Genomic DNA, 14,043 nt, shown 5'->3' with positions numbered 1-14,043 from the left:
CCGACGGACATCGAGCTCGCCGCATAACCCCAGCAACACCGAACCACACCAAACCCGACAGGGGTGCCTTGACGGAAGACATAGAGGCACCCCCGCGACGATCACCGGCCCACAGGGGCGCTTCGCCGGTGTCCGTCCCGGTGGGGCGGAGTCTCTGCTCCGGTGCGTACGCCGGGAGCCGCGGGAACGGCCGGTGCCCAGGAGATCGCAGGTCACGCGCGTGGCGAAGGCACCGCCGTGACAGGTACTGACAGGGCCTCTCTCGTTCGCGCCCGGCGGCCTAGCGTGGGGCGTGTGAGCACCGAGAGCGGCTTCCGCGAGTTCCCGGCCCCCGGACGCGATCACGACGACACGGCAGGAGTAACCGCAATGCACACCCGTACCCTCGGCCAGGGCCTCGACGTCTCGGCCATCGGCCTGGGCTGCATGGGCATGTCCCAGAGCTACGGCCCCAACCCCGGCGACCGGCAGGACATGCTCGCCGTGCTCCGCGGCGCCGCCGAGCGCGGCATCACGTTCTTCGACACGGCCGAGGTCTACGGCCCCTACACCAACGAGGAACTCGTGGGCGAAGCACTCGCCCCGCTGCGCGACCAGGTCGTCATCGCCACCAAGTTCGGCTGGCGCATCGAGGACGGCAGGTCGGTCGGGCTCGACAGCCGGCCGGAACAGATCAAGCGGGTCGCCGACGCCTCGCTGCGCCGCCTGCGCACGGACACGATCGACCTCTTCTACCAGCACCGGGTCGACCCCGACGTGCCGATCGAGGACGTCGCGGGCACCGTCGCGGAGCTCGTACAGGCGGGCAAGGTACGGCACTTCGGGCTGTCCGAGGCAGGTGCCGCGACGATCCGCCGTGCGCACGCCGTCCACCCCGTGACCGCCGTACAGAGCGAGTACTCCCTGTGGACCCGTGACCCCGAACCCGAGGTCCTGCCCACGCTCACCGAACTCGGCATCGGATTCGTGCCGTTCAGCCCGCTCGGCAAGGGCTTCCTCACCGGCACCGTCGACACCACGACCGCGTTCGCCGACGGCGACATCCGCACCACCATCCCGCGGTTCGCCCACGACAACCTCGCCGCCAACCAGGCCCTGATCGGCCATGTCGCCGCCCTGGCCCGGGCGAAGAACGCCACCCCCGGTCAGGTGGCCCTCGCCTGGCTGCTGGCCCGGCACCCGTCGATCGTGCCGATCCCCGGCACACGCCGTACCGCACGCGTGGAGGAGAACGCGGCCGCCACCCGTATCGCCCTGTCCGCCGACGAACGGGACGACCTGGACACACTCGCGGCCCACATCGGCGTCCACGGCGACCGCTACAACGAGATGCACATGAGCCTGGTCGACAAGTAACGACACCGCCGCCCCGCAGACCCGCGCCCGCCTCGCGCTCGCGGGCGGGCCGGGCCCCTGCGGAGGCGCAGGAGCCCGGCCCGCCCGGCGCCGGGCGACAGCGCCCGGGCAGCGGACGTTCCCCGCCGGTCCGCGTCGTCAGGCGGTCGGCCGCGGAACGGCGTGATGGGCCATGATGTGCTCGACCAGGGTGACGAGCACCTCCCGCCCCTCACCGCGCTGCCGGGCATCGCACATGACCAACGGGACGTCCAGGTCCAGGTCCAGGGCGGTGCGGATCTCCGCGGCCGACCGGTCACGGACGTTGTGGAAGCAGTTGACCGCCACGACGAACGGGACGCCCCGGCTCTCGAAGAAGTCGATCGAGGCGAAACTGGTGTCCAGCCGCCGGGTGTCCGCGAGCACCACCGCGCCCAGCGCACCGTGCACCAGGTCGTTCCACATGAACCAGAAACGTTCCTGCCCTGGCGTGCCGAACAGGTAGACCACCAGCTCCTCGCTGATGGTGATGCGTCCGAAGTCCAGGGCCACGGTCGTGGTGGTCTTGGCGTCCACACCGGCCAGATCGTCCACGCCGACGCTGGCGCGGGTCAGGTTCTCCTCGGTGTGCAACGGGGCCACCTCGCTGACCGAGCCGACCAGCGTCGTCTTGCCCACGCCGAAGCCGCCTGCGATCAAGATCTTCATGGCCTGAGCTGTGGCTGTCGGTTCAGATTCTGCGAAGCCCATTTCTCACCGCCTCCAGCATCGTCATGTCGGGGCGCGCTCCGTCGCGCGCGAAGGTCAGGGGCGGGCGCGCCCGCACCCGTTCGGTGTCGATCAGATCCCCGATGAGGATCTTGGTCACCGACACCGGAAGGTCCAGCTCGGCGGCGATCTCGGCGACCGCGACGGCGCGCCGCGAGCACAGCCGCAGGATCGTCCTGTGCTCCGGCTGGAGCCCCAGACGTCCGCCCGCGCCGTCCTCCGTGCCGACCGGTGCCTGCATCGAGATCAGGGTGATCAGAGTCAGGTCGTCGCGCCCGGCGGTGGTCCGCCCGCCGGTGATGGTGTACGGGCGGACCAGTGGTTCATCGGCGTCCTCGTCGCCGCCCAGGTCCTCGGCCCAGTGCCTCATGCGCGTATCCCGGAGCCGCTTGCCGTGGGCGGGTCGGACCGGGGGGCACGGGCGTCGGTGCCGAGGCTGCGGCCCACCTGCTGCACCAGGGTGTGCATGGCGACGGCCATCACCTCGGCGTCCACCTCCTGGGAGGCGATCACGGCCAGGTGGGTGCCCCGGCCGGCCGCGGTGACGAAGAGCCACAGGTCGGCCAGTTCGACGATCACCTGCTGCACGGGGCCGCCGTGGAAGAGCTGCCCCACACCGCGGGCCAGGCTCTGCTGTCCGGTGGCGACCGCGGCCAGGCGTTCGGCGTCCGTGCGCTCGATGGATTCCGAGCGGCTGATCACCAGGCCGTCGTCGGACAGCACGACGGCGCATCGGGCGCCGGCGACCTGGTTGATCAGCCCGTTCAGGAGCCAGTCCAGATTGGCGTCGGTGGCGATGGTTCGCTGAGTCATCTTGGGTCTTTCGTCGTGAACGGTTCGAAAAGGGCTTCGCGTGCGAACGGTCAGGACCGTTCGGTGCCGTGTTCGGGCGACTGCGGGTCGTGGCCGCGGCTTCTCCGCGACTGCCGCTGGAAAGCGCCGATGGCCGCGCCGGAGCGGGCCGGTGTGCCGGACGGGACCTGATAGGACGTGTCCGCCGGTGCCGGTGCCCGGAGTTCGGCGGCGAGGCTCGCCTGACGGGTCCGGCGCGGAAGCGGGGCGTGGCCGCCCGCCGTCGCGGACGACGCCGCGGCGTCCGACGGACCGGCCGAGGCGCCGGCGAGCGACGGCCCCGAAGCGACCTGCTCGCTCCCGGAGCCGTGCACCGGCCAGGGGGCGGGTGCCTGACGGACATTCGGGAACTCCGGCGCGTCGCCCTGTTCCCGCGCGCTCCAGGGGGCCCGCGCGGACCGCTTCTCGCGTACCTCCCAGGCCTGCCAGTCGTGCTCCTGCTCCGGCTCCTGATGACGGTCGTGCCCTGGGAGTTCGCTCCGCTCCTCGGACGGCGAGGCCCACGAGTCCTGCGCGGCCTCCTCCGCCGGGTGGGTCCGCCACGGGCTCTGCACCTGTTCCGAGCCCTGCGCGGCCCAGGTCTCCTGCCCGGCCCACCGCTCCTCCTCGTCCGGCCGCGCCGCCGCTGCCGGGGCGGTCACGTCGGCCATCGCCCGGCCCCGGGAGCGCAGGGGCAGCCCGTTCGCGCCGTCCGAGGGGGATGTGACGGGCCGACGGGAGGGACCGGACGGGAAGGCTCCCGCGGCCGACCGGTCGGCAGGCGCGTCCGACACCGGCTGCGGCCGATCCGCGACGAGTTCCTGTGGTACGAGGATGATGACCCGGGTGCCGCCGAACACCGACGGGCGCAGCTCCACCTGGAGGCCCAGTGCCACGGACAGCCGGGCCACCACGTACAGCCCGAGACGCACGTCGTCGGCGCGGGTCACCACGTCGAGCTGCGGCGGGTCCTGGAGCAGGACGTTGGCCGCTTCGTACTGCGCGGCCTCCATGCCCAGACCACGGTCCTCGATCTCCACCGCGATCCCGCGGCTGACCATGGCGGCCCTGATCTCCACCGGGGCGGGCGGCTTGGAGAAGGCGGTCGCGTTCTCCATCAGCTCGGCCAGGATGTGTATCAGCGGCCCTACCGCGCGCTCCGAGATCCAGGGCCGGCCGTCGACGTCGATCGCGATCCGCCGGTAGTCCTGCACCTCGCTCTGCGCGGCGCGCAGCACGTCCAGCAGCGGCACGGGCCGGCGCCAGCGGCGTCGGGGCTGGCCGCCGCCGAGGATGACCAGGTTCTCCTCGTAGCGGCGCAGACGAGCGGTGAGATGGTCGAGGTCGAACAGCCCTTCCAGCAGCTTCGGGTCCTCGTGCTGGCGCTCCAGTTCGTCCAGTTTCTTCAGCTGGAGGCCGATCAGCAGCTGGGTACGGCGCGCGATGCGCTGGAGCAGCCGTTCGAAGCCCCGGTGCTGTTCGGCCTGGCGCACCGCGGTCCGCACGGCGCTGCGGCTGGCCACGTTCAGCGCTCGGCTCAGCTCGCCGAACTCGTCCTCGGTAGGGACCAGTTCGGGAACCTCCGCGTCGACGTCCACGTCGTCGCCCTGTTCCAGGCGGCCGACCACGTCCGGCAGCCGCCGGCCGATGTCCTGGGCCTGGTCGCGTACGGCCAGGATGCGCCGACGGAGGACGGAGGTGAGCCGCCAGGTCACCAGCACGACCAGGACGACCGCCAGCAGACCCAGGGCCGAAGTGGCGTAGAGGTACAGCTGGAGGTCTTCCACATTGGCGCGGGCGACCGACAGGGCGAGCACCGTGTGCGTACCGATGAGCCCCTTGATCTGCGTGAACGAGCTCTGCGTCGCGGACCGCCACTCCTTGGCGCGGTTGCCCGGCAGATCCATGGTGTCGCTCTGGCCGACCGGAGCGGTCGCCTGGACCTTGTCCTCCAGGGCCGTGAGACTGCGCCACGCCTTGCTGCTGGTCATCGTCTTGTACTGCCGGCGTTCCCCGGCGGTGAGGTTCGGAGCCGCTCGCGACGTCAGCAGATACCGCTGGGTTCCGATGGCGGCGGTGACGGTGCTGTGGTTCTCGACCGAGATCCCGCCGGCTTTCCAGCCGTGGGCCAGGATCGCGTCCTCACGGCTCAGCATCTCGTGAGCACTGGTGAGGTCGAACAGCACCTGCGCCAGGCTGTTGACCTCACCGTCGCGGCCTCGGGAGAAGGACGCGAAGACGTTGACGCTGGCGTCCACGGCGTCGGAGTAGTAGGTGAACGCCTTGCCCTGGTCGATGGTGCCGGCGTCCACTGCGCGCCGCTCTTCGGCGAGTTGCCCGGTGACCCGGATCGTCCGGGCGATCGCCGTAGCGAGACCCTCCTGGGCGTTGCTGGTGTCGATCGAGGCGAGCCCCGCGAACCCGGTCAGTGCCTTGTCGGTGGTGTCGCGCTGCTTGTTCAGTGCGGTCCGTGACACGTGGGAGGAAGCCAGCGCCTCCAGGGTCAGCCGCCGCTCCTCGATGAGGGCCTCGTACACGACAGCGTTCAGCGGGCCCACCTTGGCCAGGAGGTCGTACTGGGTGCTCTGCTGCCTGTACTCGTCGCTGAGCTGGTAGGTGGCCACGCCCCAGAGGGAGATGAGCGCCACGCTCGGCACCAGCAGCAGCACCATCAGCACCGTGCGCAGAGGCAGGCGTCGTTCGCTGTTGCCCCATGGCTTGTTGTCGGGCGGGCCTGTCCGCCGATGGCCGGCGCGTATGTCGCCCTTTCCGCGCCGCTTGATCCTGCTCAGTCCGCTCACGGGCAGGACACTCTCCTCACTGCTGTCACCGTTCGGTCGTACTTGTAATGAAAACGCGCCAGAAGGTAGTGGTTGGTGGCCTGATAGTAGTCAGATCGTGCGGGTGAGTTTGAAAGTTCATTCAACGACTGAACGTGACGTGGGCTCATCGGTGCTTCCAAAAGGGATTTATGAGCTCTTGTGGCGTGAATTGCCTACTCGTGAATCAGGGTTGATGCTGTTTTGTTATCCGGAATGCGGGGTTACGGCCGTGGTGGGCCGGGTTCGGGCGCGCGGGTGAAGAGGTGCCGATTCCGGTGGAGTTCAGGCGTCCGGCCCTCCCGGGCGGCGTCGGGACCGATGTGCCGATGTGCCGATGTGCCGATGTGCCGACGTGCCGACGTGCTTCACGGCGGACTTGAAAGTCGCTTATCGAAAACGTACTGTCGAAAGTGCGTTTTCGATCCTTGCCGTCCGGGCGGACGGGTGCGGACCGGCGACTCGGACGACGGGAATCACTGATGAGCAGGCAGGATCCGGCCTCCAACCGGCGCAAACGGCTGACGGACGAGCGCGAGCGCGAGATCCTCGACGCCACCTTCGACCTGGTCGCCGAGGTGGGCTACGAGCAGGCGACCGTGGACGAGGTCGCCAGGCGGACACAGGCGAGCACGGCCACGCTGTACCGGCGCTGGGAGAACAAGCCCAGGCTCGTGATCACGGCGATGACGGCACGCAAGTACCCGCCCCTGCCGGACATCGACACCGGCGGCCTGCGCGACGACCTGGTGGCGCTGGCGCGCATGATGCCGGCGCCGCACCCGCGGGGCGCCCCGACCCTGGGCATCTGGCAGGCGGTCGTGTCCGACCCGGCCCTCGCCCGGGCGCTGCGGGACGTCCTGCTCGCCCCCTACCTCGACACGCTGCGCACCATCCTGGACCGGCACGTCGAGCGCGGCACGATCCGTCCCGACAACCCGGCCCTGGCACACTCCGGGATGTTCCTGATGGGTTGCGTCTTCGTGGAGAAGCTGTTCACCGGCACCGAGGCCGACGCCGACCAGCTCATCGCGGTCATGGACGCCCTGCTGCTGCCGGCGCTGACCGGCTAGCCGCGGCCGACCCCTCCCTCATCCGGCCGGCGTCCACCGGACCGACAGGCCGGCACGCCCACGAGAAGACAAAGGAACCAGGCCATGAACAGCACGTCGCCCGACACGTCGACCGGCACGTCTAGCGGTACTTCGGCCGATACCGTCCTGGTCACCGGAGGCTCCGGGTTCCTGGGCGGCCGGGTGATCGCCCAGGCACTCGGTGAGGGCTACCGGGTCCGCACCACGGTGCGTTCCCTCGGCCGCGAGGCGCAGGTCCGCGCGGACCTGGCGGCCATGGGCGTGGAGGCGGGTGAGCGGCTGGCTCTCGTGGCGGCGGACCTCACCGCGGACGAGGGGTGGGCCGACGCGGTGGCGGGCTGCCGCTACGTCCTGCACACCGCCTCACCCTTCCCGGGCGGGGAGCCCGACCACGAGGACGACCTGATCGTCCCGGCCAGGGAAGGCACGCTGCGCGTACTGCGTGCGGCCCGCGACGCGGGCGTCGAACGGGTGGTGGTCACCTCCTCGTTCGCCGCCGTCGGCTACGGCAGGCCCGCCACCGAACAGCCCTTCACCGAGGACGACTGGACCGACCCGGACAGCGACATCCCCGCCTACATCAGGTCCAAGGCGCTGGCCGAGCGGGCCGCCTGGGACTTCGTAGCGCGCGAGGGCAACGGCCTCCAGCTCGCCACCGTCGCCCCGGTCGGCATCTTCGGCCCCGTCGTCGGCGGCGACCACTCCTCCTCGATCGACATGATCACCGGCCTGTTCAGCGGCGCCATGCCGGGCACACCCCGCCTGCACTTCGCCGTCGTAGACGTCCGTGACGCCGCCGACCTGCACCTGAAGGCCATGACCGCCCCCCAGGCAGCAGGCGAACGCTTCATCGCCGCCGCCGGTGACGCCGTCTCCCTGCACCGGATCGCGCTCATCGTCCGCGACCGGCTCGGCGACGCCGCCCGTGCCGTCCCGGCCGTCGAGCTTCCGGACGAGACGGTACGCAAGGCCGCCGAGACCGCCCCGGCGCTGAAGGGCATGCTGCCCAACCTCGGCAAGGTCCGCCACGTCAGCAACGACAAGGCCCGCACCGTCCTCGGCTGGAACCCCCGCAGCAGCGAGGACGCCGTCGCGGCCACCGCCGAAAGCCTCCTGGAGCTCGGCCTCCTGCCTGCCGCGACCCCCGCGTAGCCCCGAGCGCGCACCCGCGTTCCCGCCCGACCGCCCCCATGACAAACGGCATGCCACGACCGGCCCGCATACCCTCTGGCCTCTCCTCGCCAAAACCACGGCGCGGCAGGCCGTCCGTCCCCCTCGGAGGAGACCATGTCCGCATCCCCCCGCCCGACCGGTCATCCGATGTCGAGTCACCGGGCCATCGAAAACCTCATCGCGCGGTACGCCGAACTCGTGGACGACGGGGATTTCGCCGGACTCGGCGTTCTGCTGGCCGACGCCGGCTTCACGGGCAGCGGGGACCCGGTGCACGGGCGGGACGCGATCGAGAAGATGTTCCACGACACGGTGATCCTCCACGACGACGGCACCCCGCGAACCCAGCACGTCACCACCAACGTCGTCGTCGAGGTCGACGAACAGGCGGACACGGCGGTGGCGCGTTCGTACGTCACCGTGCTGCAGGCGCTGCCCCACCTGCCGCTGCAACCCGTCGCCGCCGGCCGCTACCACGACCGCTTCGAGCGCCGCGACGGGCAATGGCGTTTCACGGAGCGCCGGGCCCGCATCAACCTCGTCGGCGACGTGAGCGGCCATCTGCGCCGGCCGACCGCACAGCAGTAGGCCCGCGGAGACAACCCCCTTCCCACCGAACCCGCTCCCGTCCACGCCCCACCCCCTCACAGACGCCCGCGAGAACGACATCCAACCGGTCTCGCGTGGCGGCGAACTCCCGCATGCGATCGTCGATACGAGCCCGCTCCGAGCGAAGCCGGGCGACCAGCCCCGGTGCCACCACCTGCTGACAACACCGGCTTCACGGCATGTAGTCGGTGACGAGGGTGGCGAAGTCGTCGGGGGTGGTGAGTCTGATGCCGAGTTGTTCGGCTTTGGCGCGCTTGGAGCCGGCGTTCTCGCCGGCGACGACGAGGGTGGTCTTCTTGGAGACGCTGGAGGAGGCGCGGCCGCCTGCCCGTTCGACGAGTTCGTTCATCTCGTTGCGGGAGAGCTTTTCCAGGGCCCCGGTCATCGCGCCGGTGACGACCACGGTCATCCCGGCCAGCGGGCCCGCCTCCGGCGCCGTGGCGGTGGTCTCGTCGCCGGGGCTCGGGGTGGTGTCGGCCGGAGGAGGGGTCGCACCGGGTTCGGTCATGCTGACACCGAGGGCGGCGAGCTTGTCGATGAGCGGGGCGAGATCGGCCAGTTCGGCGACGATCGAGGGGGCCTTCTCCGCGCCGATGCCGTCGACCTGCTGTATCGCCTCCGCGTCGGCGGCGCGGAGGGTGTCCATGGTGGCGAAGTGGCGGGCGATGCGCCGGGACATGGACCGGCCGGTGCCGCGTACGCCGAGCGCGCACAGCACCCGCGACAGGGGCTGCCGCTTGGCCTTGTCGATCGCGGTGAGCAGGTTGTCGGTGCTGGTCGCGCCCATCCGGTCCAGGCCGAGGAGCTGTTCGCGGGTGAGGGTGAACAGGTCCGCGAGGTCGGTGACGAGCCCGGCGTCGACGAGCTGGACGACGCGGGTGGCGCCGAGGCCCTCGATGTCGAGCTGGTCGCGGCCGGCGGCGTAGGAGAGGGAGGCGACCAGGTGGCAGTTACGGCCCTGGGCGCAGCGCCAGCGTTCCTCGGTCCGGTCGATGTCGGAACCGCAGCGCGGGCAGGTCTCGGGGAAGACGACGGGCCGTTCCTCACCGGTGCGCAGGTGGGCGACGGGGGCCTGGATGCGCGGGATGACGTCACCGGCGCGGTGCACCATGACCTGGTCGCCCAGGCGCAGGTCGCGGCGGGTGATGTCGGCCGGGTTGTGCAGGGTGGCGTAGGTGATGGTGGAGCCGTCGATGAGGACCGGTTCGAGGACCCCGCGCGGGGCGATGATCCCGGTACGGCCGACGTTCCACTCCACCTCCAGCAGCCGGGTGATCTTCTCCACGGCCGGGAGCTTGTAGGCGATCGCCCACCGCGGTGCGCGCGAGCCGGAGCCCGCGGCCTGCTGGTCGGCGGCGAGATCGGCCTTGACGACGATGCCGTCGATGCCGAACGGCAGTCCGGCCCGGGCCGCGGCGATCTCCGCCACCCGCGTCAGCACCTGCTCCACCGATTCGGCGACCGCGTCGGGGACGTTGGTACGGGCACTGGTGTGGACGCCGAGTTCGGAGGCCCGGCGCATCAGGTCGCTGTGCGCGGAACCGGTCAGCTGCTCGGCGAGCACCGGGTCGGTGCCGGTGGCGGGCAGGGGCAGCAGGCCGTAGCCGAAGAACGTCATCGGCACCGTGTACACGCGTTCACGGGCGCGCAGGGTGCCCGCCGCGGCGTTGCGCGGGTTGGCGAACGGCTGCCCGCCGTGGCCGGTGCGCACCTCGTTGGCGTACTCGAACTGGGCGGTGGTCATGAGGACTTCGCCGCGCACCTCCACGGTGACCGGCTCGGTCAGCCGCTCGGGCAGCCCCTCGACGGTGCCGATCGCGTGCGAGACGTCCTCGCCGGCCGTGCCGTCCCCGCGGGTGATCAGCCGGGTGAGGCGGCCCTCGGTGTAGCGGGCGGCGACCGCCAGTCCGTCCAGCTTGGGTCCGACGTGGAAGCGGGTGACCTCGTGTCCGACGCGGCGGGCCAGGGACTCGGTCCAGGCGGTGAACTCCTCCGCGGAGAACACGTTGTCCAGGCTGAGCATCGCCACCGTGTGCGGGACATCGCCCTCCGCGGCGCCGCCGGCCACCTTCCCGGTGGGGGAGTCGGGCAGCACCTGCCCGGGGTGGTCCGACTCGTACGCGGCGATCGCCCGCACCAGCCGGTCGTAGGCGTCGTCGTCCAACGACGAGGTGCCGCCCGCGTAGTAGGCGGCGGCCGCCTTGACGGCGTCCTCGACCGCCTGCGCGTAGGCGGCGGCATCCACGATCACTGCAGAGGGTGTTGTCATGACGGGCATCCTGCCTCCCACCACTGACAACGGGTCCCCGCGCCGCCGTCGCACGGCAGACCGCTGACACAGACTCACCGGCCGGGCCCGCCCCGGCTTCCACCCCGTCCGAGGGGATCCGAGGGGATCCGAAGGGAGTCGGCGGGCGTCGACGTCCTCGGCCGGTGTCAGTGCCCGGCGGACCGGTGCAGGGTGTCGAGTACGGGCTGCGCGAGCGTGGTCGGGCGGTCGGCCCGTTGGTTCCCGTCGAGGTCGGTGGGTCCGCTGCCGGGCAGCAGCAGTGCCGCCCGCAGCCGTTGACCGCGACGATGCTCGGGAACGTGCAGGGTGCCGTACACGGTCGTACCGCCGGCCGTGAGGACGACCTCGCGGCCGGCGGCGGGGACGGGACCGGGCGTCGCCACGGCCGGGGTGGCGGTGACGACCGCCGGTGTCGTCAGAGCCGCTGCCCAGTGGCGAAGCACCGTGGCCTACCTCCGGGAAAGGGCGCTCTCGACCAGGGCCACGGCCGCGCGGGGGTCGTCGACCTGGAGCACGAGGCGGGCGTACTTCTCGTCGGCGAGTTCGACCACGACGGCCTTCGACGGATCCCTCACGTCCCAGAAGACCTTCTCACCGTCCTGACGGAAGGTCCCGGCGGTGATCACACCGGGCACGTGGGAGCCCGGCGCGCGGATTCCCTTGGGGTCGGCGGAGATACCGGGGTCGGCGGTCGCGCCACGGACGTTGGCCAGCGGGACGGTCAGGCTGCCCTTGAAGGACCAGAGCTTGTCGAGACCCTCGATCACGACGACCAGGTCGTCGCCGTCGATACGTATCAGTGCCATGTCGGTTTCCCTTTCAGGGGAGTGGGCCGAGGTGCCGGGCCAGCGCGGTGGTGGCGTTGTCGGGGCTGCCGCGCAGGAGGATGCCCAGCGCGGCGGCGGTGAGGGCGGCGGCCAGGTCGGAGGGAACGCCGAGGGCGTCGGCGATCGCCTGGTCGACGGCGGCCAACGCGGCCGTCACCTCGGAGGCGACCTCCTCGTCGACCGGTGCCCGTTCGACCGCCGCGAGCAGCAGCAGATCGAGGTCGGCCGACGCGACGAGCCGCAGCGCGGCGGCGGCATCCGGTGCGCCGGCGAGGGCGTCGAGCAGCGGGCGGACGTCGTCGGCGAGATGGCGGCGCAGCGCGACCAGGTAGAGGCCGCGCTTGCTGCCGAACACCTTGTACAGGCTGTTGCGGTGCACGCCGAGGTGGGTGACGAGGTCGTCGACGGACACACCGTCATACGCACGTGCACCGAACAAACCCACGGCGGCGCGCACCGCTTCGTCCTCGTCGAATGCTCTTGGCCTCCCCATGACCACCACGGTAGACAGTTAAGGAACGATCAGTCAAGAACGACCGTTCCTTAATCGCCGATACTCACCGAGGCGAGCCCGCGGACCGTGACGCCCAGCCGGAGCGCGGGCGGCGCCTGACGCCGTGTTCCAGGGCTGTGCGGTATCTCCGGGACGATCGGGCAGGGCCGAGAGCGTGATGTGCTCCTACAACCAGGTCAACGGTGTCTACGCGTGTGAGAACTCGCTGCTCAAGGACAGCCTCAAGGGCGAACTCGGCCTGGACGGCTATGTGATGAGCGACTTCGGCGCCGTCCACTCGACGGCCGCCTCCCTCAAAGCGGGTCTGGACCAGGAGCTGAACCGGCCGGTCTACTTCACCCCCGGGAAGCTCGACGCCGCTCTGGCCGCAGGTGAGATCACCCGGAAGGACATCGACGACGCCGCCTTGCGCGTGGTGCGCTCCTACGTCCGGGGAGGCCTCTTCGACCACCCTGTGCCCACCGAGCCCGTGGCGGACACCTCGACCCCCGCTCACAAGGCGCTCGCCCGGCAGATCGCCGAAGAGGGCTCGGTCCTGCTCAAGAACAGCGGCGGCACGCTTCCCCTCAGCGGCAAGCGGAAGAAGATCGCGGTGATCGGATCGGTGGCCTCGAACGATCCGGGCAGCGGTCTGAACGCCAGGCAACTGTGCAGCCTTCCGCTGAACTTCAGCGGAACCGCCTCGGGCGTGAACACCATGGCCTGCGAGGACATGGTCGCCCCGCTGGACTCGATCAGGGCGCGGGCGGCCTCGGCGGGCGCCGACGTGGTCTACGACGACGGCAGCGACGTGACCAGGGCCGCAGCGGTCGCCGCGCAGGCGGACGTCACGATCGTCTTCGGTTACCAGCAGACCGGCGAGTTCTCCGACCCGAAGGACCTCAGCCTGGACGCCGGCGGAGACGGCCTGATCAGCGCTGTGGCGGCGAAGAGCAGGTCGACCGTGGCGGTGCTGGAGACCGGCACCGCGACCACCATGCCGTGGCTGTCCCGGGTGAACGCCGTGCTGGAGACCTGGTACCCGGGCGAGCAGGCCGGTCCGGCCATCGCCGGACTGCTCTTCGGCGACAGCGATCCGTCGGGCAAGCTGCCGATCACCTTCCCGAAGCCCGAGTCGCAGCAGCCCGCGAGCACCGAGGCGCAGTACCCGGGCGTGAAGGCGGCGGGGGAGCCGATCCGCCACGTCGACTACAGCGAGGGCCTGAAGGTGGGCTACCGCTACTACCAGGCCGAGGGCGTGGATCCGCTGTTCGCGTTCGGGTACGGGCTGTCGTACACGAGCTTCAGGCTGTCCGGGCTGAAGGTCTCCGCCTTTGCCGCCGGGAAGGGCGGTGTGACCGTGCAGTTCAAGGTGAGCAACACGGGCAGTCGGGCCGGCACCGAAGTGCCCCAGGTCTACCTGGAGCTGCCGGCCGCCGCCGACGAGCCGTCGGCACGTCTGATCGCCTGGGACCGGGTCAGCCTCAAGGCCGGCCGGAGCAGGACCGTCACCCTGCACCTGACGGCGCGGCAACTCCAGGAACAGCACCTGGCCCAGAACTGGGACACGTCCCGCCACGCCTGGCGCACCCCGTCCGGAACCTTCACCGCCCGGGTCGGGACGTCCTCGGACACCACCCTGGCCGCGAGGTTCACCTTCGGCAGGCACTGACCGCTCCCCGCGCCGTGCCCGCCCGCCACGGCCGAGACGGGCGGGGCCCCCCCGGCGCCCCCGGCCGGGACACCCCCCCCCCGCCGTCCCCGCCCGCGCCGCCGAGGCCCCGCGAGCCCCCGCGCGACCCCG

The 14,043-nt window shown here is 71.1% G+C and carries 13 protein-coding genes; 5 read left to right on the top strand and 8 right to left on the bottom strand.

The window, feature by feature from the left end:
• Positions 1-369 precede the first annotated feature (369 nt).
• Positions 370-1,356: an aldo/keto reductase gene (locus tag ACZ619_RS45365; RefSeq protein ID WP_469611860.1), complete on the top strand. Its 987-nt coding sequence runs from the start codon at positions 370-372 to the stop codon at positions 1,354-1,356.
• Between the two features lie 138 nt (positions 1,357-1,494).
• Here ACZ619_RS45365 and ACZ619_RS45360 read toward each other — a convergent pair whose 3' ends face one another.
• From ACZ619_RS45360 to ACZ619_RS45345, 4 genes are read right to left on the bottom strand one after another with little or no spacing between them, the layout of a single operon-like run.
• The gene (locus tag ACZ619_RS45360) at positions 1,495-2,043 is read right to left on the bottom strand and encodes a GTP-binding protein (protein WP_469611858.1); all 549 of its coding nucleotides are present in this window, start codon (positions 2,041-2,043) and stop codon (positions 1,495-1,497) included.
• A 22-nt stretch (positions 2,044-2,065) separates the two neighbouring features.
• The gene (locus tag ACZ619_RS45355; protein ID WP_469611856.1) at positions 2,066-2,473 is read right to left on the bottom strand and encodes a DUF742 domain-containing protein; all 408 of its coding nucleotides are present in this window, start codon (positions 2,471-2,473) and stop codon (positions 2,066-2,068) included.
• The gene (locus ACZ619_RS45350; protein WP_469611855.1) at positions 2,470-2,916 is read right to left on the bottom strand and encodes a roadblock/LC7 domain-containing protein; all 447 of its coding nucleotides are present in this window, start codon (positions 2,914-2,916) and stop codon (positions 2,470-2,472) included. The genes ACZ619_RS45355 and ACZ619_RS45350 overlap by 4 nt, the downstream gene beginning before the upstream one ends.
• Positions 2,917-2,966: 50 nt before the next feature.
• Positions 2,967-5,735: a sensor histidine kinase gene (locus tag ACZ619_RS45345; protein ID WP_469611853.1), complete on the bottom strand. Its 2,769-nt coding sequence runs from the start codon at positions 5,733-5,735 to the stop codon at positions 2,967-2,969.
• A gap of 500 nt (positions 5,736-6,235) precedes the next feature.
• On the opposite strand from ACZ619_RS45345, the gene ACZ619_RS45340 reads away from it, so the two are divergent.
• The 3 genes from ACZ619_RS45340 (at position 6,236) to ACZ619_RS45330 (ending at position 8,608) form a co-directional block, all read left to right on the top strand.
• On the top strand, positions 6,236-6,826 hold the full coding sequence (locus ACZ619_RS45340) for a TetR/AcrR family transcriptional regulator (protein ID WP_469611851.1): 591 nt from the start codon (positions 6,236-6,238) through the stop codon (positions 6,824-6,826).
• Between the two features lie 84 nt (positions 6,827-6,910).
• Positions 6,911-7,999 carry an SDR family oxidoreductase gene (locus tag ACZ619_RS45335; protein ID WP_469611849.1) on the top strand — a complete coding sequence of 363 codons (1,089 nt, stop codon included), beginning with the start codon at positions 6,911-6,913 and terminating at the stop codon, positions 7,997-7,999.
• A 135-nt stretch (positions 8,000-8,134) separates the two neighbouring features.
• Positions 8,135-8,608: a nuclear transport factor 2 family protein gene (locus ACZ619_RS45330; RefSeq protein ID WP_469611847.1), complete on the top strand. Its 474-nt coding sequence runs from the start codon at positions 8,135-8,137 to the stop codon at positions 8,606-8,608.
• 193 nt (positions 8,609-8,801) lie between these two features.
• Here the strand turns inward: ACZ619_RS45330 and ligA are convergent, their stop codons facing one another.
• From ligA to ACZ619_RS45310, 4 genes are all read right to left on the bottom strand, one after another.
• Positions 8,802-10,898, bottom strand: a complete 2,097-nt coding sequence (ligA, locus tag ACZ619_RS45325) for an NAD-dependent DNA ligase LigA (protein WP_469611846.1) — start codon at positions 10,896-10,898, stop codon at positions 8,802-8,804.
• Between the two features lie 167 nt (positions 10,899-11,065).
• Positions 11,066-11,362 carry a hypothetical protein gene (locus tag ACZ619_RS45320; protein ID WP_469611845.1) on the bottom strand — a complete coding sequence of 99 codons (297 nt, stop codon included), beginning with the start codon at positions 11,360-11,362 and terminating at the stop codon, positions 11,066-11,068.
• A 6-nt stretch (positions 11,363-11,368) separates the two neighbouring features.
• Positions 11,369-11,725, bottom strand: a complete 357-nt coding sequence (locus ACZ619_RS45315; protein WP_469611844.1) for a hypothetical protein — start codon at positions 11,723-11,725, stop codon at positions 11,369-11,371.
• Positions 11,726-11,738: 13 nt separating this feature from the next.
• Positions 11,739-12,239 (bottom strand): TetR/AcrR family transcriptional regulator, encoded by a 501-nt coding sequence (locus ACZ619_RS45310; protein ID WP_469611843.1) that lies wholly within the window; start codon positions 12,237-12,239, stop codon positions 11,739-11,741.
• Between the two features lie 178 nt (positions 12,240-12,417).
• Here ACZ619_RS45310 and ACZ619_RS45305 point away from each other — a divergent pair, with 178 nt between their 5' ends.
• Complete coding sequence (locus ACZ619_RS45305; protein ID WP_469611842.1) at positions 12,418-13,911, top strand: glycoside hydrolase family 3 C-terminal domain-containing protein; 1,494 nt, start codon at positions 12,418-12,420, stop codon at positions 13,909-13,911.
• The last annotated feature ends 132 nt before the right edge of the window (positions 13,912-14,043 follow it).

The organism is Streptomyces sp. NPDC104367 (genome assembly GCF_055583825.1).
The sequence above is the reverse complement of the archived record's forward strand: the minus strand, read 5'-3'. Positions and strand labels throughout refer to the sequence as shown.